The organism is Streptococcus sp. CF7_Ac1-8, assembly GCF_024295435.1.
In the GTDB taxonomy this organism is placed as follows: domain Bacteria; phylum Bacillota; class Bacilli; order Lactobacillales; family Streptococcaceae; genus Streptococcus; species Streptococcus mitis_AP.
Map to the genome: position 1 here is coordinate 20,384 of NZ_JANCPI010000017.1, position 22,465 is coordinate 42,848.

24 protein-coding genes and 3 riboswitches are annotated in these 22,465 nt (G+C 41.5%); of the genes, 18 read left to right on the top strand and 6 right to left on the bottom strand.

Annotated features, from left to right (window positions below):
• The first annotated feature begins 11 nt into the window (after positions 1-11).
• A complete protein-coding gene (gene pyrE / locus NMM26_RS08640; RefSeq protein WP_000170901.1) occupies positions 12-644 on the top strand; it encodes an orotate phosphoribosyltransferase in 633 nt (210 codons plus the stop codon).
• Positions 645-809: 165 nt separating this feature from the next.
• On the opposite strand, the gene NMM26_RS08645 is transcribed toward pyrE, so the two are convergent.
• Genes NMM26_RS08645 through NMM26_RS08660 form a run of 4 tightly spaced genes read right to left on the bottom strand, consistent with a single transcriptional unit; the run spans position 810 to position 3,764 of the window.
• Positions 810-1,676 (bottom strand): cysteine ABC transporter substrate-binding protein, encoded by an 867-nt coding sequence (locus NMM26_RS08645; RefSeq protein WP_000765264.1) that lies wholly within the window; start codon positions 1,674-1,676, stop codon positions 810-812.
• A gap of 11 nt (positions 1,677-1,687) precedes the next feature.
• The gene (locus NMM26_RS08650) at positions 1,688-2,446 is read right to left on the bottom strand and encodes an amino acid ABC transporter ATP-binding protein (protein WP_000004998.1); all 759 of its coding nucleotides are present in this window, start codon (positions 2,444-2,446) and stop codon (positions 1,688-1,690) included.
• Positions 2,447-3,124: an amino acid ABC transporter permease gene (locus NMM26_RS08655; protein WP_033684005.1), complete on the bottom strand. Its 678-nt coding sequence runs from the start codon at positions 3,122-3,124 to the stop codon at positions 2,447-2,449.
• On the bottom strand, positions 3,084-3,764 hold the full coding sequence (locus NMM26_RS08660) for an amino acid ABC transporter permease (RefSeq protein ID WP_254754212.1): 681 nt from the start codon (positions 3,762-3,764) through the stop codon (positions 3,084-3,086). Before NMM26_RS08660 ends, NMM26_RS08655 begins: the two co-directional genes overlap by 41 nt.
• Before the next feature lie 215 nt (positions 3,765-3,979).
• Between NMM26_RS08660 and lctO the strand changes: the two genes are divergently transcribed.
• The 9 genes from lctO (at position 3,980) to thiE (ending at position 11,852) form a co-directional block, all read left to right on the top strand.
• On the top strand, positions 3,980-5,116 hold the full coding sequence (lctO, locus tag NMM26_RS08665; protein WP_000120714.1) for an L-lactate oxidase: 1,137 nt from the start codon (positions 3,980-3,982) through the stop codon (positions 5,114-5,116).
• A gap of 147 nt (positions 5,117-5,263) precedes the next feature.
• Positions 5,264-5,352, top strand: a riboswitch (TPP riboswitch).
• Positions 5,353-5,557: 205 nt separating this feature from the next.
• Positions 5,558-6,226, top strand: coding sequence for a TenA family protein (locus tag NMM26_RS08670; RefSeq protein WP_000449808.1), 669 nt, complete (start codon positions 5,558-5,560; stop codon positions 6,224-6,226).
• A 123-nt stretch (positions 6,227-6,349) separates the two neighbouring features.
• Positions 6,350-6,438, top strand: a riboswitch (TPP riboswitch).
• Positions 6,439-6,593: 155 nt separating this feature from the next.
• On the top strand, positions 6,594-7,154 hold the full coding sequence (locus tag NMM26_RS08675) for an ECF transporter S component (RefSeq protein WP_000915275.1): 561 nt from the start codon (positions 6,594-6,596) through the stop codon (positions 7,152-7,154).
• Positions 7,155-8,540 (top strand): ATP-binding cassette domain-containing protein, encoded by a 1,386-nt coding sequence (locus NMM26_RS08680; protein WP_254754213.1) that lies wholly within the window; start codon positions 7,155-7,157, stop codon positions 8,538-8,540.
• Between the two features lies 1 nt (position 8,541).
• Positions 8,542-9,192: an energy-coupling factor transporter transmembrane component T gene (locus tag NMM26_RS08685; protein ID WP_254754214.1), complete on the top strand. Its 651-nt coding sequence runs from the start codon at positions 8,542-8,544 to the stop codon at positions 9,190-9,192.
• Between the two features lie 10 nt (positions 9,193-9,202).
• A complete protein-coding gene (tenA, locus tag NMM26_RS08690; protein WP_254754215.1) occupies positions 9,203-9,895 on the top strand; it encodes a thiaminase II in 693 nt (230 codons plus the stop codon).
• A 4-nt stretch (positions 9,896-9,899) separates the two neighbouring features.
• Complete coding sequence (thiW, locus tag NMM26_RS08695; RefSeq protein ID WP_050236841.1) at positions 9,900-10,424, top strand: energy coupling factor transporter S component ThiW; 525 nt, start codon at positions 9,900-9,902, stop codon at positions 10,422-10,424.
• On the top strand, positions 10,424-11,227 hold the full coding sequence (locus tag NMM26_RS08700) for a hydroxyethylthiazole kinase (RefSeq protein ID WP_254754216.1): 804 nt from the start codon (positions 10,424-10,426) through the stop codon (positions 11,225-11,227). Before thiW ends, NMM26_RS08700 begins: the two co-directional genes overlap by 1 nt.
• Positions 11,220-11,852, top strand: a complete 633-nt coding sequence (gene thiE, locus NMM26_RS08705) for a thiamine phosphate synthase (protein ID WP_254754217.1) — start codon at positions 11,220-11,222, stop codon at positions 11,850-11,852. Before NMM26_RS08700 ends, thiE begins: the two co-directional genes overlap by 8 nt.
• A gap of 103 nt (positions 11,853-11,955) precedes the next feature.
• Here thiE and thiD read toward each other — a convergent pair whose 3' ends face one another.
• A complete protein-coding gene (thiD, locus tag NMM26_RS08710; protein WP_254754218.1) occupies positions 11,956-12,747 on the bottom strand; it encodes a bifunctional hydroxymethylpyrimidine kinase/phosphomethylpyrimidine kinase in 792 nt (263 codons plus the stop codon).
• 83 nt (positions 12,748-12,830) lie between these two features.
• Positions 12,831-12,928, bottom strand: a riboswitch (TPP riboswitch).
• Between the two features lie 183 nt (positions 12,929-13,111).
• Here thiD and NMM26_RS08715 point away from each other — a divergent pair.
• From NMM26_RS08715 to NMM26_RS08735, 5 genes are all read left to right on the top strand, one after another.
• Positions 13,112-13,507 carry a CopY/TcrY family copper transport repressor gene (locus NMM26_RS08715; protein ID WP_001167203.1) on the top strand — a complete coding sequence of 132 codons (396 nt, stop codon included), beginning with the start codon at positions 13,112-13,114 and terminating at the stop codon, positions 13,505-13,507.
• Between the two features lie 10 nt (positions 13,508-13,517).
• A complete protein-coding gene (locus NMM26_RS08720) occupies positions 13,518-13,889 on the top strand; it encodes a cupredoxin domain-containing protein (protein WP_000935055.1) in 372 nt (123 codons plus the stop codon).
• A 9-nt stretch (positions 13,890-13,898) separates the two neighbouring features.
• Entirely contained in the window at positions 13,899-16,142 is a 2,244-nt protein-coding gene (locus NMM26_RS08725; protein ID WP_000134996.1) for a heavy metal translocating P-type ATPase, read from the top strand.
• A 322-nt stretch (positions 16,143-16,464) separates the two neighbouring features.
• Entirely contained in the window at positions 16,465-18,240 is a 1,776-nt protein-coding gene (gene spxB / locus NMM26_RS08730; protein ID WP_000191804.1) for a pyruvate oxidase, read from the top strand.
• A gap of 58 nt (positions 18,241-18,298) precedes the next feature.
• Positions 18,299-18,646 (top strand): VOC family protein, encoded by a 348-nt coding sequence (locus tag NMM26_RS08735; protein WP_001052638.1) that lies wholly within the window; start codon positions 18,299-18,301, stop codon positions 18,644-18,646.
• A gap of 165 nt (positions 18,647-18,811) precedes the next feature.
• Here the strand turns inward: NMM26_RS08735 and NMM26_RS08740 are convergent, their stop codons facing one another.
• Positions 18,812-19,156, bottom strand: a complete 345-nt coding sequence (locus NMM26_RS08740; protein ID WP_000913393.1) for a lipopolysaccharide assembly protein LapA domain-containing protein — start codon at positions 19,154-19,156, stop codon at positions 18,812-18,814.
• 326 nt (positions 19,157-19,482) lie between these two features.
• Between NMM26_RS08740 and NMM26_RS08745 the strand changes: the two genes are divergently transcribed.
• The 3 genes from NMM26_RS08745 to manA all read left to right on the top strand — a co-directional run bounded on the left by NMM26_RS08745 (position 19,483) and on the right by manA (position 22,456).
• Positions 19,483-19,743, top strand: coding sequence for a SemiSWEET family transporter (locus tag NMM26_RS08745; RefSeq protein WP_001291472.1), 261 nt, complete (start codon positions 19,483-19,485; stop codon positions 19,741-19,743).
• Positions 19,744-19,951: 208 nt separating this feature from the next.
• Complete coding sequence (locus NMM26_RS08750; protein ID WP_000136868.1) at positions 19,952-21,391, top strand: 6-phospho-beta-glucosidase; 1,440 nt, start codon at positions 19,952-19,954, stop codon at positions 21,389-21,391.
• Between the two features lie 120 nt (positions 21,392-21,511).
• Positions 21,512-22,456: a mannose-6-phosphate isomerase, class I gene (manA, locus tag NMM26_RS08755; protein ID WP_049516551.1), complete on the top strand. Its 945-nt coding sequence runs from the start codon at positions 21,512-21,514 to the stop codon at positions 22,454-22,456.
• Positions 22,457-22,465 lie beyond the last annotated feature (9 nt).

Consider the following 22,465-nt stretch of genomic DNA (forward strand, 5'->3'; position numbering starts at 1 on the left):
AGGAGAATACCATGACACTTGCTAAAGATATCGCTAGCCACCTCTTAAAAATCCAAGCCGTTTACCTCAAACCAGAGGAGCCTTTCACTTGGGCATCTGGTATCAAGTCACCGATTTACACTGATAATCGTGTGACACTAGCCTATCCAGAAACTCGTACCTTAATTGAAAATGGTTTTGTAGATGCTATTAAAGAATCCTTTCCTGAGGTAGAAGTGATTGCAGGAACTGCAACAGCAGGGATTCCACACGGAGCTATTATTGCTGATAAGATTGATTTACCTTTTGCCTACATCCGTAGCAAACCAAAAGATCACGGTGCTGGTAATCAAATCGAAGGCCGCGTAGCTCAGGGTCAAAAAATGGTAGTGGTTGAAGATCTTATTTCAACAGGTGGTTCTGTTCTCGAAGCCGTAGCAGCAGCCAAGCGAGAAGGAGCAGATGTGCTTGGTGTAGTAGCAATTTTCAGTTACCAATTGCCAAAAGCAGATAAGAACTTCTCAGATGCAGGTGTCAAACTTGTGACGCTTTCTAACTACAGTGAACTCATTCACCTAGCCCAAGAAGAAGGCTATATCACACCAGAAGGACTCGACCTCCTAAAACGCTTTAAAGAAGACCAAGAAAATTGGCAAAATGTTTAAAACATAGAAAAACAGGTAGTCGCTAGGATTACCTGATTTCTTTTTGTGATGTTTTGAATGTTATACTCAATGAAAATCAAAGAGCAAACTAGGAAGCTAGCCACAGACAGTACTTGAGTACGGCAAGGCGAAGCTGACGTGGTTTGAAGAGATTTTCGAAGAGTATTAGTCAACTTTTCCGCCTTCAACAACTAGGTCATCTGCTTTAGCAGCGTCACCGTAGGTTGGATGAAGTGTTTTTTCATAGGCCTTGTGGAAGAAGTTTTCCTTACCTAATTTTTCAATATCTTTATTGATGAAGTCTAGCAATTCTTGGTTCCCTTTTTGAACTGCTGCTGCAATGGTATCTGGATTACCAAGAGAAGTAATTCCTACTTCAAATCCTTTGTTTTCAAGCGCCCAAGCTAGGACTTCCGTATTGTCAGTAGAGAAGGCATCTCCACGTCCGTCAAGAAGGGCTTGGTAAGAGTCACTGTATTGGTCGTATTTTTGAAGTTTGATTTCTGGATGATTCTTTTCAAAATAAGTCTCAGCAGTCGTTCCTTTTGTAACAATCAAAGTTTTACCTTCAAGTTGTTTGACGTCTGTAATGAGACCAGTCTTAGGTGATACGACACCAAGAGAAACTTTCATATATGGAAGGGCAAAATCAACTTGTTTCTTACGTTCGTCAGTCACTGTAAAGTTGGCAAGAGTAATATCTACCTTGTTTGAAATTAAGTATTCAGCACGGTTTGCAGCATCGACTGAAACGTATTTAACCTTCACCCCAAGGTCTTGTGCCAGTTGGTTCCCAAGTTCAATATCGTAACCTTGGTAAGAACCGTCATTGTCAACGTAACCAAACGGTTTTTTATCTCCAAACACGGCGACTCGTAACTCACCGCTTTTTTTGATTTCATCAATAGTGCGTGCCTTGGCAGTCGTTTTTCCAGATGATGAGCCAGCATTTCCACCTGAGCTACAAGCTGTGACAAAGATAAGGGCGAAGGCAAGTGCCAAAACAGTTAAGAGTGGTTTGAATAGTTTCATAAGAATCTCCTTTATAGATATGAGCCAAATTGGCTAAAGTCAAAGACGTTTAAAAATTCCTGAGCTCGTTTAGTTTGAGGATTGGTAAAGAAGGCTTGAGCTGTTCCTTCTTCAGCAATTTTCCCTTGGTCTAGGAAGATAATGCGGTCTGCAATGGCTTGGGCAAACTGCATTTCGTGGGTTACTAAAATCATGGTACGGCCTTCTTGGGCCAAGTCATTGATGAGTTCCAGAACCTCACGCACCATTTCTGGATCCAGCGAAGCAGTCACTTCATCAAAGAGGATAATTTCTGGATGCATGAGCAGGGCACGGACAATTGCAACCCGTTGCTTCTGTCCGCCAGATAATTGACGCGCAAAGCTATGTTGTTTGTCTAGCAAACCGACACGGTCTAGTAATTGCAAAGCTTCCTCTGTCGCTTCTTTCTTGTCCCTTCCCTGAGCCTTGATAGGGCCTAGGATGAGGTTTTGTAGGACATCCAGATGGGGAAAGAGTTCATAGCTTTGAAAGACCATGCCAATCTTTTGGCGAACTAGGTGAAAATCTTTTTTATTTTCAACGATAGACTGACCATCCAGTAGGATATCTCCACCTTGAATACTTTCTAATCCATTGAGGCAACGAAGGAGAGTACTTTTCCCACAACCAGATGGCCCTAGGATGACCACAACTTCCCCTTTTTTGATATCTAGGGATAGTCCTTGGAGGATAGGATTGTCTCCGAAGGATTTTTTGAGTTCCTTGATTTCTAAGATAGTTTCAGACATTTAGTTCCTCCAATGTTTTTCTAGGTGAGTGGATAGTTTGGAAATAGGGAAGCAAACTGCGAAATACAAGACCAGAATGGTTCCATAAATCCAGAAGGAAGCGGTTGGGATGGTCAGGCGATTGCTATCAATGATTTGTTGTCCAACCTTGGTCACTTCAACAACCCCAATCAAAACAACCAAGGAAGTGGTTTTGATCATCCGAGTGACAAGATTGATGGCTTGTGGAAGTAATCTTCTCAAAACCTGTGGGATGATGATGTGGTAGTAAAGTTGAACATTGGTCAAACCTAGCGCCTGTCCACTTTCAAACTGATGCTTAGGGAGGGAAGTGATGGCTCCACGGACCAAGTCCCCCATTTCAGCTGTTCCCCAGAGGGTGAAAACGATAATAGCAGAAGTCTCACCTGAGATATTGATATTAAAGTTTCGAGCCAAGCCAAAGTAAACGATGAAGAGTAGCACCAGCTGGGGCATGATACGGATGAATTCTAAATACAATCGTGTTAAAAATCGTACGATTCTAGAATGGGAGGTCATAATGATTCCCATGACTGTCCCGAATATCATGGATAAGAGGACAGACAGGATGGATATGCCAATCGTAACGCCCAATCCCTGTAAGATTCTCAAGAGATTATTTCCCTGGAAGAGTACTTGTATTCCCGAATCCTGCATGGCGGAGCCTCCTTTCTATCCAACTAAAGACCAGTGAGATGGGTAGCAGCATAATCAGATAAGCACCTACCAACATAGCTAGCGCAATGTCTGTCTCATAGTAGAGCCCAATCAAGTCCTTGGCGACGTACATGAGGTCAGCCAAAGCCACTGCTGAGAAAACAGAGGTTTCCTTGATGAGGAAAATGACATTGGCACTAAAAGAAGGTAGAGCAACTGCTGTTGCTTGAGGAAGAATCACATAGCGAAAGACCTGTAGGGGTGTCAGACCGATGGCTAATCCAATCTCCTGCTGGGTTTGACTGACGGCTTCCAGCCCACTTCGGAAAGATTCTGCCATATAGGAACCTCCTAAAAAGACCAGTCCTAGAGTGGCACAGACTTCTGAAGATAGGACAATTCCTATTCGGGGCAGACCGAAGTAGAGAAAGAAGAGTTGAATCAAAAGGGGCGTGTTGCGTGACAGTTCGATGTAGGCTGTCGCTATTTGCGCCAAAACAGGGATGCGGTAATGTCGGATGATACTAACGATTAAACCGAGCAGAAAAGATCCCAAAATTCCCCAAACTGCAATATGCAAGGTTAGAAGAAATGCCTTTTGATATAGTGGTAGATATTGTTCAACAATGGACCAATCCAAAAATAGAACCTCCTATCTAGAAATAATACAGTTATTGTAGCACTTAAAAGCTACTTTGAATAATATGTATTTTTTATTGCCGTTATAAGGATTTTTTATCATAGACAGAATTTTTCTGAAATTTCCAAACAAAATATTTGAAAAATTTTGAAAAAAGAGTTAAGATATTTTTGTAATATACAAAGTAAACGCTTACTTATTAAGGAGGGCATTTTATGTCATATAAAACAAGCAATGCAGAAGGTCATGTAGATTTCATCAATACCTATGATTTGGAGCCAATGGCGCAACAAGTTATTCCGAAAGCAGCATTTGGCTATATCGCTAGTGGGGCAGAAGATACTTTCACTTTACGTGAGAATATCCGCGCCTTTAACCACAAACTCATCGTTCCGCATACTCTTTGTGATGTTGAAAATCCAAGTACAGAGATTGAATTTGCAGGTGAAAAATTGTCTTCACCAATCATCATGGCGCCTGTTGCGGCTCATAAATTAGCAAATGAACAGGGTGAAGTGGCTACTGCGCGTGGTGTGCATGAGTTTGGTTCCCTCTATACAACCAGCTCTTACTCTACTGTAGACCTTCCAGAAATTACGGAGGCCCTTCAAGGGACACCTCACTGGTTCCAATTTTACTTTAGTAAAGATGACGGGATTAACCGCCACATCATGGACCGTGTGAAGGCTGAAGGTTATAAAGCGATTGTCTTGACGGCAGATGCTACTGTAGGGGGCAATCGTGAGGTGGATAAGCGTAATGGTTTTGTCTTCCCAGTTGGCATGCCGATTGTTGAAGAATACTTACCAGAAGGTGCTGGTAAATCAATGGACTTTGTTTACAAATCAGCTAAACAACGCTTGTCTCCACGTGATGTAGAATTTATCGCTGAATACTCTGGACTTCCTGTTTATGTTAAGGGACCACAATGCCGTGAGGACGTTGAACGTTCGCTTGCTGCAGGTGCTTCTGGTATCTGGGTAACCAACCATGGTGGTCGCCAAATTGACGGTGGGCCAGCTGCCTTTGACTCACTTCAAGAAGTAGCAGAAGCAGTTGATAAACGCGTGCCAATTGTCTTTGACTCAGGTATTCGTCGTGGTCAACACGTCTTTAAAGCCTTGGCTTCAGGAGCAGACTTGGTAGCTATTGGTCGCCCTGTTATCTATGGTCTGGCTCTTGGCGGTAGTGTCGGTGTGCGTCAAGTCTTTGAACACTTGAATGCGGAATTGAAGACAGTCATGCAATTGTCTGGAACTCAGACCATTGAAGATGTCAAACACTTCAAACTTCGTCACAACCCATACAACCCAACCTTCCCAGTTGACCCACGTGACTTAAAATTGTATTGATAAAACAGCTTGCCTCCACTAAGTGTGGAGGTTTTTGCTTGTGTTTTAATAAAGGAAAATATATCAAAATCTATATAAATATATTTTCCAATCAAATATCTTGCTAGAGCTTTCATTTTTTGCTATACTGGTGCAGTAATTAAATAATAAAGACATTTGGGGTGCTTTAGGCTGAGATGATACCCATTGAACCTGATACAGTTAATACTGGCGAAGGGAAATGTGAACAGTTTTTTTCGTATGGCGAAATGAACGATCTAATCTTGTAAGTCAACTCTAATTCTTGATTGTAATTGGAGTTTTTTTGTTTATATAAACTGGAGAGGCTTATTTAGGTAGCTCTCTGCAAATGCCCTCGATGTTCTTTAAAAAGGTCAAGTAAAACTAGGATTTTCTTGGTATTTTGTTGATTACGAACGAGTAAAGAGAGGAAAAGTAAATATGGAAACACAAGACTATGCATTTGAGCCAGGTTTGACTGTTGGAGAATTATTAAAAAGCAGTCAGAAGGATTGGCAGGCTGCAATCAATCATCGTTTTGTTAAGGAACTTTTTGTGGGGACAATTGAGAATAAGGTCTTAAAAGACTACCTAATTCAAGATTATCACTTCTTTGATGCCTTCTTATCCATGCTGGGTGCTTGCGTAGCCCACGCAGACCAGCTTGAATCCAAACTTCGTTTTGCTAAGCAACTAGGTTTTCTTGAAGCAGATGAAGATGGTTATTTCCAAAAGGCTTTTAAAGAGTTAAAAGTATCTGAGAGTGAGTATCTAGAAGTGACCTTGCACCCTGTAACAAAAGCTTTTCAGGAGCTTATGTATTCTGCTGTGTCATCATCAGATTATGCCCATCTTTTGGTCATGCTGGTTATTGCAGAAGGTCTCTATTTAGATTGGGGTTCTAAAGATTTGGCTCTACCTGAAGCCTATATTCATTCGGAATGGATCAATCTCCACAGAGGTCCTTTCTTTGCAGAGTGGGTTCAATTTCTGGTTGACGAACTCAATCGTGTAGGGAAAGGTCGAGAAGATTTGGCAGAACTTCAGCAACGCTGGAATCAAGCGGTTGCTTTAGAATTAGCCTTTTTTGATATTGGTTATGAATTATAGGACAGATGTAATCTTTTTATGTAGCTTAAAAGAATTAAGTGGCAAAATATATAAATATATTTTTCGGTCAAATATCTTGCTAGGGCTTTCAATTTCTGTTATACTAGTCCAGTAATTAAATAATAAAGACATTTGGGGTGCTTTAGGCTGAGATGATACCCATTGAACCTGATACAGTTAATACTGGCGAAGGGAAATGTGAAATGTTTTTTTCGTATGTCGAAAAGAACTGTCTAATCTTGTAAGCTGAACTCTAATTCCTATCTGTAATTAGAGTTTTTTCTTTTACGAAACTGGATGAAGATGATACAAAGCATTTAGGTAGGTCTCCTTGAATGCTCCACTTTTCTTTAAAAAGGAGTTTTTTATGTTGAAAAAATGGCAGTTAAAAGATGTTATTTTACTTGCTTTCTTGTCTATCTTTTTTGGTGGCGTTTTTGTAGGATCTGGCTATCTGTTTGATATCCTCACTCTGATTTTAGCCCCTCTTGGTTTGCAGGCCTTTGCCAATGAAATCCTCTTTGGTCTCTGGTGTATGGCTGCGCCTATTGCTGCAATCTTTGTTCCAAGAGTCGGAAGTGCAACGATTGGTGAAGTGCTAGCTGCGCTTGCTGAAGTCCTTTATGGTAGCCAATTCGGTCTAGGTGCCCTTTTGTCTGGCTTGGTTCAAGGTTTGGGAAGTGAACTTGGTTTTATCGTAACCAAGAATCGCTATGAAAGCTGGCTATCTCTAACTGCTAATAGTATTGGGATTACGCTTGTTAGCTTTGTCTATGAATACATTAAGTTAGGTTACTACGCCTTCTCCCTTCCTTTTGTCCTTTCCTTGCTTGTAGTACGTTTTATTTCTGTCTTTTTCTTTTGTACTATCTTGGTTCGTGCCATTGTCAAACTTTATCATCAGTTTGCAGCTGGGGGCAAGGCATAGATGGGGCTGGAACTACGAGCGATTCAGTCCCCAATCTTCTCTGAGCCGCTTGATTTTACTTTTCATGCGCAAGCCTTTACCTTGTTAGTTGGGAGCAGTGGTTCAGGAAAATCGAGTCTTTTTCAAATGATTGCCCAAGTCAGTTCTCTTCCCTATAGAGGTCAAGTCCTGATAAATGGGAGCGAGGTCAGTCAGCTTTCTATCATCGAACGTGTCCAGACGGTTGGTATTCTCTTTCAAAATCCCAATCATCAATTTACCATGGAGAACTTGTTTGAGGAGCTGATTTTTACCTTGGAAAATATTGGGCATCCCGTTCAGGAAATTGATTCAAAAATAGCAGAGGTTGTCCAGCAATGTCGCTGCAAGGCGATTTTGCACCGTCCCATTCATCACTTATCAGGTGGAGAAAAGCAAAAGGCTGCTTTGGCTGTTCTCTTTGCTATGAATCCTAGGGTCTATCTCTTGGATGAGCCCTTTGCTTCCATTGACCGCAAGAGCAGGTTAGAGATACTGGAGATTATAAAAGAGTTGGCCTCTGATGGGAAGACAGTTATTTTGTGTGACCATGATTTAACGGACTATGAAGCCTATATCGACCATATGGTGGAGCTAAGAGACGGACAACTAAGGGAAGTGTTTCAAATCCCTACCTCTGAGATAACACAGGTTGCTTCAAAGGAAGTTGCTTCTAGCCCAGAACTATTCCATATGGACCGAACGACTTGTGAGCTGGAGAAGCGCCCTCTCTTTTCAATTGCTGATTTTACACTCTACCAAGGAATTTCCTGTATTTTGGGTGACAATGGTGTAGGGAAATCAACCCTTTTTCGGTCTATTCTTCAATTTCAAAAGTATAAGGGGCGCATTAGCTGGAATGGGACAGTCCTGAAAAAGAAAAAGAGTTTGTATCGTGACCTGACGGGTGTTGTTCAGGAAGCTGAGAAGCAGTTTATCAGAGTCAGTCTACGAGAAGAGCTTCAATTAGATGGACCTGATTCTGAAAGAAATCAACGAATTTTCCAAGCTTTACGATATTTTGATCTGGAGCAGGCGCTTGATAAGAGTCCCTATCAATTAAGTGGTGGTCAGCAAAAGATTCTTCAGCTCTTGACCATCTTGACCAGCAAGGCTTCTGTGATTTTACTAGATGAACCTTTTGCTGGTTTGGATGATAGAGCCTGCCATTATTTTTGTCAGTGGATTGTGGAAGACAGAAATCAAGGAAGAAGTTTTCTGATCATTAGCCATCGTTTAGATCCCTTGATCTCTGTGGTTGATTATTGGATTGAGATGACTAGTCAGGGTCTCAGTAATGTGAAAGAAGTGACAATTACCAAACCACTCACATCTCAGAGTAGCAATACTCAAGGGGAGGTGAGATAGTATGGTCAAAGTAGCAACCCAGACACCAATTATCAGTTTCTTCTTGCTGGTTTTATCGCTGGAAACATCTTTCATTCCTTCGATTGCTCTGAATCTTTCGGTAGTCGCATTTTGCATTTTCTTTATGCTTTATTATCGTCGATTTAAAATGTTAGCTTGGATGATTCTGCTCGCCATTTTGCCATCTTTTGCCAACTACTGGGCAGTTCAGTTACATGGGGATGCTTCGCAGGCAGTGATGCTTGGAACGAGGGCTTTTGTGACGGTTTGTATTGGCCTTGTCTTTGTTTCCTCTATTGCCCTAAAAGAGCTTCTCTTGTACTTGGCTCAAAAGGGGTTATCACGTTCTTGGGCCTATGCCTTGATTGTGGTATTCAATTCCTTCCCCCTCATTCAGCAAGAAATCAAGTCCCTTAAGGAAGCTTGCTTATTGCGCGGTCAAGAACTGCATTTTTGGTCTCCCTTGATTTACAGCAAGGTTCTGATGACAGTCTTTAGGTGGCGTCATCTTTATCTGAGAGCCCTGTCGGCTCATGGATATGACGAACATGCACAGGTGGAGAATAGCTATCGGACTTTTTATATTCCTAAAAAAACAAAATTAATCTACCTACTTTTCTTTTTATTGCTTCAAACCAGTCTATTTTTATAAAGGAGATATTATGGAATTTACAGATATTGCGATGGAATTATCCAAGGAAGTTTGGCAGGCCTCCTTTCATCACCCCTTTGTTTTACAGTTGCAAGAGGGGAATTTAGACCCTGCAATTTTTCGCTATTACTTGATTCAGGATGCTTACTATCTTAAGGCCTTCTCAGAAGCCTATCACCTCTTGGCTGAGAAGACTTCAAACCAAGAGATGAAAAAACTCTTGAAACAAAATGCTCAGAGTCTAGTGGAGGGTGAGTTATTTATCCGCCAACAATTTTTCAAGGAATTGGAAATCAGCGATCAGGAAATGGAGCAACATCCAATCGCTCCAACCTGCTATCATTATATCTCTCATATTTATCGGCAATTTGAAGAAACAAATCTAGCCATCGCTTTTGCAAGTTTACTTCCTTGTCCTTGGTTATATCATGATATAGGCAAATCCCTTAATCTTAAACCATCACCAAATCCTCTCTACCAACAATGGATTGAAACTTATATTACAGATGAGTTGGAGCAGCAGATCAGAGAGGAAGAGGCTCTGGTCAATCAACTCTATCGAGAAAGTGACGAGACAGACAAGCAAAAAATGCTAGATGCCTTCCACATCAGTGTTCATATGGAAGCTAAGTTTTGGGAAATGGCTTACCAACACCAGACATGGAAGAGTGATTTACAGTCTTTAGAAAAAGGGGAAGAATAGAAACATGAGAAAGCACCAATTACAAGTTCACAAATTAACCATTTTATCCATGATGATTGCCCTTGATGTAGTCCTAACACCTATCTTTCGGATTGAGGGAATGGCACCGATGTCCAGTGTAGTCAATATTCTAGCGGGAATCATGATGGGACCTGTTTATGCCTTGGCTATGGCTACAGTGACAGCCTTTATCCGTATGACGACTCAAGGGATTCCGCCTTTAGCTCTCACAGGAGCGACTTTTGGAGCCCTTCTAGCAGGCCTCTTTTATAAGTATGGTCGAAAATTTTACTTTTCTGCCTTGGGAGAAATTTTGGGAACAGGTATTATTGGTTCTATTGTGTCCTATCCTGTTATGGTACTCTTTACAGGATCAGCGGCTAAGCTTAGCTGGTTTATCTACACTCCTCGATTTTTCGGAGCAACCTTGATTGGTACAGCGATTTCCTTTATTGCCTTTCGATTTTTAATCAAGCAGGAATTCTTTAAAAAAGTGCAGGGATATTTCTTTGCTGAAAGGATAGACTGATGCTGGAATTATCAAATCCTTTTCCTTTGGAAACGACTTCCCTCATTCACTGCATTACCAATGAAATTTCTTGTGAGATGCTGGCAAATGGGATTTTGGCTCTAGGATGCAAACCTGTCATGGCAGATGATCCCCGTGAGGTTCTTGATTTTACTAAGCAAAGCCAGGCACTCTTCATCAATTTGGGGCATTTGTCAGCTGAGAAGGAAAAAGCAATCCGTATGGCAGCTTCTTATGCAAATCAAGCTTGTCTTCCAATGGTAGTTGATGCGGTTGGTGTATCAGCGTCACCCATTCGTAAGAGCTTAGTCAGAGACCTTTTAGACTATAGCCCTACGGTCCTTAAAGGAAACATGTCGGAAATTCGAAGTCTTGTTGGCTTAAAACACCATGGCGTTGGGGTCGATGCGAGTGCTAAAGATCAAGAAACTGAGGATTTGCTTCAAGTCTTGAAAGACTGGTGTCAGACCTATCCAGGTATGTCATTTTTAGTCACAGGCCCCAAGGACCTCATCGTTTCAGAGAATCAAGTTGCTATACTGGAGAATGGCTGTGCAGAATTAGACTGGATAACAGGGACGGGAGACTTAGTTGGAGCCTTAACAGCTGTTTTTCTCAGCCAAGGAAAGACAGGTTTTGAAGCTTCTTGCTTAGCAGTCTCTTATCTCAATATCTCTGCTGAGAAAATCGTTGTTCAAGGAATGGGATTGGAAGATTTTCGTTACCAAGTACTTAATCAGCTTTCGCTCCTCAAAAGAGATGAAAATTGGCTAGATGCCATCAAAGGAGATGTTTATGAATAGAGAAGCACTTAGATTGTATCTGGTAACCAATCGCTACCAAGATTCAGTGGAAAGTTTTCTTGAAAAGGTTGAGACGGCCTGCCGTTCAGGGGTTACCATAATCCAGCTACGAGAAAAAAATCTCACCACCAATCAATACTATCAACTGGCAAAACAAGTCAAGGAAATAACAGATGCCTATCAGATACCCTTGATCATTGATGATCGTTTGGATGTCTGTCTTGCGGTTGATGCTGCTGGTCTGCATATTGGAGACGATGAACTGCCAGTTTCGGTTGCCCGACAAGTCTTGGGCCCTGAAAAAATACTCGGTGTAACAGCTAAAACGGTAAAAAGAGCCCTCGAGGCAGAAGAAGGGGGAGCAGATTACTTGGGGACAGGAGCCATTTTTCCGACCACGACCAAGGAAAATGCGCCTATCACCCTAATTTCAACCTTGAAAACAATTTGCCAAAGGGTCACCATTCCAGTAGTTGCTATTGGTGGCTTGACATCAGAGAATATTGACCAACTTATCGGCACGGGTATAGCTGGTGTAGCTGTAGTGCGTGATTTGATGCAGGCAGAAGATATAGAGGCAAAAACGCAAGCCTTTTTAACAAAGTTGGATGACATTATTTTTTAATTAATACTCAATGAAAATCAAAGAGCAACCTGCGGCTAGCTTCCTAGTTTGAAGAAGTATAAAAACTCTCTAATTCCCTTAAAGTAGGAACTAGAGAGTTTTTTTAATCTTTAAAACTTGTATGGTTGACTGGGCCAGAACCATGACCGAGTTGAGGGGCGTCTTGAATAGCTTTTGTGATAAAGGCCTTGGCCTTATCAACTGCCTGGTAAAGACTTTTGCCCTTGGCTAGTTCAGCCGTAATCACAGTGGCAAAGGTACACCCAGTACCATGGGTGTGACAGGTTTGAATTCGTGGGCTTTCCCAGACAAATTGTTCATCCTTGGTAAAGAGGAAATCCTTGGCACCACCTTCGAGATGGCCACCTTTGATGACCACTGACTGAGGACCAAATTCTTTTAAAATCAAGCGACCAGCACGTTGCATGTCTTCGGGGTTATTGATTGAAAAACCAACAATTTCTTCTGCCTCAGGAAGATTGGGTGTGATAATGCTTGCAAGTGGAAGCAGATTTGTTTTTAGGTAGGTTCTGGCACTGGTATCAATCAGGGTGTCTCCACTCGTAGCGACCATAACAGGGTCAAGGACGTAGGGACAATTCAGCTTTTTAAGATAGGGCTGGATGATTTCCATGATTTCAGTAGTTGCCAACATTCCAGTTTTTACAGCCTGAGGCTTGATATCCGAAAAGACACTCTCCAATTGGGCTTTCAACATTTGAGGAGAAACGTGCTCGATTAGCTGAACGCCTCTGGTATTTTGAGCGACAAGGCTGGTCACAACGGCCATTCCATAGACATCTCTAGCTTGGAATGACTTTAAATCAGCCATAATGCCAGCACCACCACTAGGGTCAGTCCCTGCAATGGTCAAAGCAACGGGTAAATAAGTCATCTAAAACCTCCCAACCAACTGAAGTTTGTATTCTTAAGAACAAGCTGGCCAGTTTTAGAAAGGCAATAGAAGACTGCTAGTCCCCATTATCATTTCCACTTCCATCAGCTAGCATTACCTAGATTGAGTCAAAGGGTCTAACAGTCGTTAATCTCAGCTTTACGCACCCCTAGTGGTTGTTTTCTTTTTTCTTTAGTATAGCATATTTTTATAGTTTATATAGTAAAATTTGACTGCAAATCTCACGTTACATGGTTATAATTCTATTTTTCGAAAAAATAATAAAAATTATAGTTGACAAATGTAGATTTTAAGGGTATACTGATAATTGTAATTGACAAATGTAGATTTAGGAGGTGCGATTATGCAGATTTCAGATGCAGAATGGCAGGTCATGAAGATTATTTGGATGCAAGGAGAGCAGACTAGTACAGATTTGATCAGGGTTCTGGCGGAGCGGTTCGACTGGTCCAAGTCGACCATTCAAACTCTTTTGGCTCGTTTGGTTGAGAAAGAGTGTCTGACTCGGAAAAAAGAAGGTAAGTCCTTTGTTTATTCAGCTCTTTTAACCCTTGATCAAAGCCGAGCCTTGCTTGTCCAAGATATCAAAGACAAGGTTTGTTCTCGTAGGATTAAGAACTTACTGGCTGATTTGATTATGGAATGTGATTTTACTCTGACTGACTTGGAAGACTTAGAAGCAGTGATTTCAGAGAAGAAATCAAGCGCTGTAACAGAAGTAAAATGTAATTGTATGTAAAGGAGACGTCATGTTAAATAGCATTGTAACTATTATTTGTATTGCCCTTATCGCGTTTATCTTGTTTTGGTTTTTCAAAAAGCCTGAAAAATCTGGACAAAAGGCCCAACAAAAAAAGGGCTACCAAGAGATTCGAGTGGAGGTCATGGGGGGCTATACGCCTGAGTTGATTATCCTCAAGAAATCAGTGCCAGCTCGCATTGTCTTTGACCGTAAGGATCCTTCACCATGTTTGGACCAAATTGTTTTTCCAGATTTTGGTGTACATGCGGACCTGCCAATGGGTGAAGAGTATGTAGTGGAAATCACGCCTGAGCAGGCTGGAGAGTATGGTTTCTCTTGTGGCATGAATATGATGCACGGCAAGATGATTGTAGAATAGGAGAATGATATGACTGAAATTATAAAAGCAAATCTTGAAAATGGTGTTCAAAAAATCCGTATCACGGCAGACAAAGGCTATCATCCAGCCCACATTCAACTGCAAAAAGGAGTTCCTGCTGAGATCACCTTTCACCGTGTGACACCTTCAAACTGTTATAAGGAAATTCTGTTTGAAGAAGAAGGCATCTTGGAACCAATCGGCGTAGATGAGGAGAAAGTCATTCGTTTTACACCTCAAGAATTAGGTCAACATGAATTTTCTTGTGGTATGAAGATGCAAAAGGGAAGTTATACAGTTGTTGAGAAGACTCGAAAATCTCTATCACTTTTACAGCGTTTTTGGATTACTAGTATCTTTACTGTGCCTCTTGTGATCCTCATGATTGGGATGTCGACAGGAGGAATTAGTCACCAAGTCATGCGATGGGGCACCTTTTTAGCCACAACACCGATTATGCTAGTAGCAGGTGGTCCTTATATCCAAAGTGCTTGGGCTAGTTTTAAAAAGCACAATGCCAACATGGATACCTTGGTTGCTCTGGGAACCCTAGTGGCCTATTTCTATAGCTTAGTTGCCCTCTTCGCTGGTCTCCCCGTTTACTTTGAAAGTGCTGCATTTATCTTCTTCTTCGTTCTTTTGGGAGCTGTTTTTGAGGAGAAAATGCGGAAAAATACTTCCCAAGCTGTGGAGAAATTACTTGACTTGCAGGCTAAAACTGCAGAAGTCTTGCGTGAGGATAACTATGTTCAAGTTCCCTTGGACCAAGTCAAGGTAGGCGACCTGATTCGAGTGAGACCCGGTGAGAAGATTGCTGTTGATGGGGTTGTAGTAGAAGGTGTGTCCAGTATTGATGAATCCATGGTGACAGGTGAGAGCCTGCCTGTGGACAAGACAGTTGGAGATACCGTCATTGGTTCAACCATCAATAATAGTGGAACACTTGTTTTTAGAGCAGAAAAAGTTGGTTCAGAGACTGTTTTGGCTCAGATTGTGGATTTTGTGAAGAAAGCTCAAACCAGTCGTGCGCCGATTCAGGACTTGACAGATAAAATTTCAGGGATTTTTGTCCCAGCAGTTGTTATTTTGGGAATCGTGACCTTTTGGGTTTGGTTTGTCTTGCTTAGGGATAGTGTAGTCGTGCTTGGAGCGAGTTTTGTATCTTCTCTTCTCTATGGGGTAGCTGTTTTGATTATTGCCTGCCCTTGTGCCTTGGGTCTCGCAACACCGACGGCTCTTATGGTAGGGACAGGACGCAGTGCCAAGATGGGTGTTCTCCTCAAAAATGGAACTGTCTTACAGGAAATCCAGAAAGTCCAAACTCTTGTCTTTGATAAGACAGGGACTTTGACAGAAGGAAAACCTGTGGTCACAGATATCATCGGCGACGAAGTAGAAGTGCTTGGATTGGCAGCTTCCTTGGAAGAAGCTTCTCAACACCCACTGGCTGAGGCTATTGTTAAGCGAGCGACTGAAACTGGACTTGAGCTTCACACTGTTGAAAATTTCCAAGCCTTGCACGGAAAAGGTGTTTCAGGGCAAATCAATGGGAAACAAGTTTTGCTTGGAAATGCTAAAATGCTGGATGGCATGAACATTTCAAGCGTTTATCAAGAAAAATTAGAAGAACTGGAAAAAGAAGCTAAGACAGTTGTGTTCTTGGCTGTTGAGAATGAAATCAAAGGCTTGCTTGCTCTGCAAGATATTCCTAAGGAAAATGCTAAGCTTGCCATCAGTCAGTTGAAAAAACGAGGTCTTAAAACAGTCATGCTGACAGGAGACAATGCAGGTGTAGCGCGTGCCACTGCCGATCAGATCGGAATCGAAGAGGTCATTGCAGGTGTCTTGCCAGAAGAAAAAGCCCATGAAATCCATAAACTACAAGCGGCTGGAAAAGTAGCCTTTGTTGGGGACGGTATCAATGATGCCCCTGCCCTCAGTGTAGCAGATGTGGGAATTGCTATGGGTGCTGGAACAGATATTGCCATCGAGTCAGCAGATTTGGTGTTGACAACTAATAACCTCCTAGGAGTGGTACGTGCCTTTGACATGAGTAAGAAAACCTTTCATCGTATTCTGCTCAATCTTTTCTGGGCCTTTATCTACAATGTCGCCGGAATTCCGATTGCAGCAGGAGTCTTTTCAGGTGTTGGACTGGCTCTCAACCCAGAACTTGCAGGTCTAGCCATGGCCTTTAGTTCTGTATCCGTTCTGACCAGTTCACTCTTACTAAACTTTAGTAAAATAGACTAAAAGCGGGCTTGCTCGCTTTTTATACTCTTCAAAAATCTCTTCCAACCACGTCAGCTTTGTCTGCAACCTCAAAGCTGTGCTTTGAGCAACCTGTGGCGAGCTTCCTAGTTTGCTCTGTGATTTTCATTGAGTATTATAAAACAGAAGCTAAAAACGTTTTCAAACTGTACTGTAATAGAGAATAAAAACTTCTGAGCAGATTCTTAGTAAAGTCAAAATAAATGTGATAAATTAGTATTGTAAAAATTTACTGAAACGTTTTCAAAAACTATATGAAACCTTTTTTAGTAGATTTAAAAATATTTGAAGGAGAGTTATCATTATGACTCAAGGGAAAATTACTGCATCTGCAGCAATGCTTAATGTATTGAAAACATGGGGCGTAGACACAATCTACGGTATCCCATCAGGAACACTCAGCTCATTGATGGATGCTTTGGCTGAAGACAAAGATATCCGCTTCTTGCAAGTTCGTCACGAAGAAACAGGTGCTCTTGCAGCGGTTATGCAAGCTAAATTCGGCGGCTCAATCGGGGTTGCAGTTGGTTCAGGTGGTCCAGGTGCGACTCACTTGATTAACGGTGTTTACGATGCAGCTATGGATAACACTCCATTCCTAGCAATCCTTGGATCACGTCCAGTTAACGAACTCAACATGGATGCTTTCCAAGAATTGAACCAAAACCCAATGTACAACGGTATCGCTGTATACAACAAACGTGTAGCTTACGCTGAGCAATTGCCAAAAGTAATCGACGAAGCTTGCCGTGCTGCAGTTTCTAAAAAAGGTCCAGCTGTTGTTGAAATCCCAGTAAACTTCGGTTTCCAAGAAATCGACGAAAATTCATACTACGGTTCAGGTTCATACGAACGTTCATTCATCGCTCCTGCTTTGAACGAAGTTGAAATCGACAAAGCTGTTGAAATCTTGAACAATGCTGAACGTCCAGTTATCTATGCTGGTTACGGTGGTGTTAAAGCTGGTGAAGTGATTACTGAATTGTCACGTAAAATCAAAGCACCAATCATCACAACTGGTAAAAACTTTGAAGCCTTTGAATGGAACTATGAAGGTTTGACAGGTTCTGCTTACCGTGTTGGTTGGAAGCCAGCCAACGAAGTGGTCTTTGAAGCAGACACAGTTCTTTTCCTTGGTTCAAACTTCCCATTTGCTGAAGTATACGAAGCCTTCAAGAACACTGAAAAATTCATCCAAGTGGATATCGACCCTTACAAACTTGGTAAACGTCATGCCCTAGATGCTTCAATCCTTGGTGATGCAGGTCAAGCAGCTAAAGCAATCCTTGACAAAGTAAACCCAGTTGAGTCTACTCCATGGTGGCGTGCAAACGTTAAGAACAACCAAAACTGGCGTGATTACATGAACAAAATCGAAGGTAAAACTGAGGGTGAATTGCAATTGTATCAAGTTTACAATGCAATCAACAAACATGCTGATCAAGACGCTATCTACTCAATCGACGTAGGTGACACTACTCAAACATCTACTCGTCACCTTCACATGACACCTAAGAACATGTGGCGTACATCTCCACTCTTTGCGACAATGGGTATTGCCCTTCCTGGTGGTATCGCTGCTAAGAAAGACAATCCAGATCGCCAAGTATGGAACATCATGGGTGACGGTGCATTCAACATGTGCTACCCAGACGTTATCACAAACGTTCAATACGACCTTCCAGTTATCAACGTTGTCTTCTCAAATGGTAAATATGCCTTCATCAAGGACAAATACGAAGACACAAACAAACACTTGTTTGGTTGTGACTTCCCTAATGCTGACTATGCGAAAATCGCTGAAGCTCAAGGTGCTGTAGGATTTACAGTTGACCGTATCGAAGACATCGATGCAGTTGTTGCAGAAGCTGTTAAACTCAACAAAGAAGGTAAAACTGTTGTGATCGATGCTCGCATCACTCCACACCGTCCACTTCCAGTAGAAGTACTTGAATTGGATCCAAAACTTCACTCAGAAGAAGCAATCAAAGACTTCAAGGAAAAATACGAAGCAGAAGAACTCGTACCATTCCGCCTCTTCTTGGAAGAAGAAGGATTGCAATCACGCGCAATTAAATAATTCCTTCGTGGAACTTAAAAAGATCGGAGCAATCCGGTCTTTTTATGGAGGATAGTAAATGAATTTAAATCAATTAGATATTATCGTTTCAGATGTTCCCCAAGTCTGTGCTGACTTGGAGCGTATTTTGGATAAAAAGCCCGATTATGTTGATGACAGTTTTGCTCAGTTTACGATTGGCAGTCACTGTCTGATGTTGTCCCAAAATCATTTGATTCCTTTGGAAGATTTTCAGTCAGGAATCATTCTTCATATCGAGGTTGAGGATGTAGACCAGAATTACCAACGGTTGAAAGAACTTGGTATCCAGGTTTTAAACGGACCAACTGTAACCGATTGGGGAACAGAGTCCTTATTAGTTAAAGGGCCTGCTGGTCTAGTGATTGATTTTTATCGTATGAAGTAGGTAATTCTATTATCAAATTTTTTATCTAAACATTCTTGGAGTGAAACTTAAAAAGATCGGAGCAATTCGATCTTTTTTGTATTTATGCGACTTTCAGTCCGTCTCGCTCCGTTAGGTGCGAGACAAAAAACCACCCGTTTTCACGGGTGGTTATGATTTCTACACTTATTGTTTGGCTTCCTGTTTTAATTGTTGCACCTGTTCCTCGTACTGGACAAGCTCCCTGTCTTTTATATTGATAGTCGCTTCTGCTTCAGCAATGCGGCTTCTCAGATCTTGAGTCTTGTTATGGTGATAGCTAATACCAATAGCACTACCAGCAATGATCCCGATTACTAGACAAGTAAAAATCACCAAAATCAAGGGAGCAGATAGTTGTGTAAAGACAAGACTGACAGTTACTGTTTGACGATTGAGTAGACCAAATGAGATCACAATGACTAATAAGCTCAAACCGCCAATTAGATAAGCCTTATCTTTCAGTGACAATTCATTAAATTTTTTTAGCATAAGTTCCTTTTCTCCTGACTATGTTGATAGAAAACTACACACCATTTAGGTATTAACAAAATTCATTTTACTAGAAAATTTCGATACTGTCAATAATTTCTAACGGCTTATTTACCATCAATCAATCGATTCATTGAAAAGGAGTATTCATTTTCTAATATTTGATTGAGTAAACAGAACGGAGCAATTCGGTCTTTTTTCTGTTCCCTCTTTCTTATAACAAGATTGTGATAGTTTATATCTTTATAACAAAAGTTTTAAAGACTTGATTGTTTTGAAAGAATATTTTAAAATAAGATTCAGTAAAAATGAAAGAGGTTTTGAAAATGTCTGAAAAACAAATGAAAATTTTAGGTTGGGTAGCGACCTTTATGTCTGTTATGATGTATGTGTCTTACTTCCCACAAATCATGAACAATCTGGCTGGTCAAAAAGGAAATTTCATCCAGCCCTTGGTTGCTGCCATCAACTGTAGTCTCTGGGTTTACTACGGTCTTTTCAAAAAAGAAAGAGATATCCCCCTTGCAGCAGCTAATGCACCAGGTATTATTTTTGGCCTAGTGACGGTTATTACAGCTTTGATTTAAAAGGAACAGAGGAGACTAGTTTTCAGTCTTCTTTTTTGTTTCAGGGGAGGCTATTTACTTTTTCTAGAGGATAATTTTTTAAAAAACAATCTGATAAACTTAAATAGTAGAATAGTATCAGTATGTCACAGTATTTTATAAGAAAAGGTTTACAGAATAAGTTATAATATAAGTAAATGAACAAGCAAATAAGAAAGTGAGTAGAGTTATGACCGAAAAACTGACTTTTCCGGATGGTTTCTTGTGGGGCGGAGCGACAGCTGCCAACCAGTGTGAGGGTGCTTATAATTTAGAAGGTCGTGGATTGGCGAATGTGGATGTCGTCCCCATCGGTCCAGATCGTGAAGCCATTATCACAGGTCAGAAAAAGATGTTTTCGTTTGAGGAGGGCTATTTTTACCCAGCCAAGCAAGCTATTGATATGTACCATCATTACAAGGAAGATATTGCCCTTTTTGCGGAAATGGGCTTTAAGACTTATCGTCTATCCATTGCTTGGACTCGGATTTTTCCTAAGGGCGACGAAACAGTGCCAAATGAAGCTGGTCTAGCCTTTTATGAGGATTTATTTAAGGAGTGCCACAAGTATGGTATCCAACCTCTGGTGACTATCACTCATTTCGACTGTCCTATGCACTTGATTACAGAGTACGGTGGTTGGCGCAATCGTCGGATGTTAGACTTCTATGAAAAACTTTGTCGCACACTCTTTACCCGCTATAAGGGTTTGGTCAAATATTGGCTTACCTTCAACGAAATCAACATGATTCTCCATGCCCCCTTTATGGGAGCTGGGCTCTGTTTTGAAGAAGGAGAAAATCAAGAACTGGTTAAATATCAGGCTGCACACTATGAGTTGGTAGCTTCAGCTCTTGCGACAAAGATTGCCCACGAAATTGACCCAGAAAATAAGGTGGGATGTATGTTGGCTGCAGGGCAATACTATCCTAACACAGCCCATCCAAGAGACTACTGGGCAGCCATGGAGGAAGACCGCAAGAGTTACTTCTTCATTGATGTTCAAGCGCGTGGGGAATACCCAAACTACGCCAAGAAGCAGTGGGAGCGTGAGCGAATCGAGATTCAAATGACTGCAGAAGATTTAGAGTTGTTGAAGGACAATACTGTTGACTTTGTTTCCTTCTCTTACTATGCAAGTCTAGTAGCCTCAGGTGATCCAGAAGTTAAAGAATTAACTGCTGGAAATATCTTTGCCTCTCTCAAAAATCCTTATCTTGAATCCTCAGAATGGGGATGGCAGATTGACCCACTTGGTCTTCGTATCACCCTCAATGCTATCTGGGATCGTTACCAAAAGCCAATGTTCATCGTGGAAAACGGTCTAGGTGCTATGGATACACCGGATGAGAATGGTCATGTAGCAGATGACTATCGGATTGCTTACTTAGAGGCTCATATCAAGGCCATGCGAGATGCCATTTACCAAGATGGCGTTGACTTGCTTGGTTATACGACTTGGGGCTGTATCGATCTGGTTTCAGCTGGAACAGGCGAAATGAACAAGCGCTATGGCTTTATCTATGTAGATCGAGATAATGCTGGTCATGGAAGCCTCAAACGTAGCAAGAAGAAATCCTTCTACTGGTACAAGGATGTCATTGCCAGCAATGGTGCAAGCATTGAGTAGAGCACATTTGTTCACTATTTTTATAAAATCTTCTCCCTACTTTATAATATGTGAAAAAGAGTTCAATTAGATGGAGCTTTTTGCTATAATGAGGGGAGAAAAATCAGACAGGAGATCGACATGTCAGAACCATTATTTTTACAATCAGTTATGCAAGAAAAAATCTGGGGTGGAACCAAGCTACGTGATGAGTTTGGTTACGACATCCCAAGTGAAAAAATCGGAGAATATTGGGCCATCTCAGCCCATCCAAATGGAGTCTCTAAAGTTGCCAATGGACGCTACCAGGGAACAGACCTCGCTACTTTGTATGCGGAACATCGTGAATTGTTTGGCAATCGTCCTGAGCCTGTATTTCCACTTTTGACTAAGATTCTGGATGCCAACGACTGGCTCAGTGTCCAAGTTCACCCAGACGATGCCTATGGACTAGAGCATGAAGGTGAACTTGGAAAAACAGAATGCTGGTACATTATCGCAGCGGATGAAGGTTCAGAAATTATCTATGGTCACAATGCCAAGTCAAAAGAAGAACTCCGCCAGCAAATCGAGGACAAGAACTGGGATGCCTTGTTGACAAAAGTTCCTGTAAAGGCTGGAGATTTCTTCTATGTACCAAGTGGCACTATGCATGCTATTGGTGCGGGCATCTTGATTCTTGAAACCCAACAATCTAGTGACACCACCTATCGCGTCTATGACTTTGACCGTAAGGATGATAATGGCAACTTGCGTGAACTTCACCTTGAAAAATCTATCGATGTCTTGAATATTGGCGAGCCTGCCAATAGCCGTCCTGTAACTATCAAAGCAGATGATTTACGTTCCACTCTCCTTGTATCCAATGATTTCTTTGCAGTTTACAAGTGGGAAATTACTGGAAAAGTTGACTTCGAAAAGACAGCTGACTACAGCTTATTCAGTGTCTTGGCTGGTCAAGGTCAACTAACTGTTGACGGGAAAAATTATCCAATCCAAAAAGGTAGCCACTTTATCCTACCAAGTGATGTTGAAGCTTGGACATTGGAAGGGCAAGGTCTGGAATTGATTGTTAGCCATCCATAAAAAAGAAAG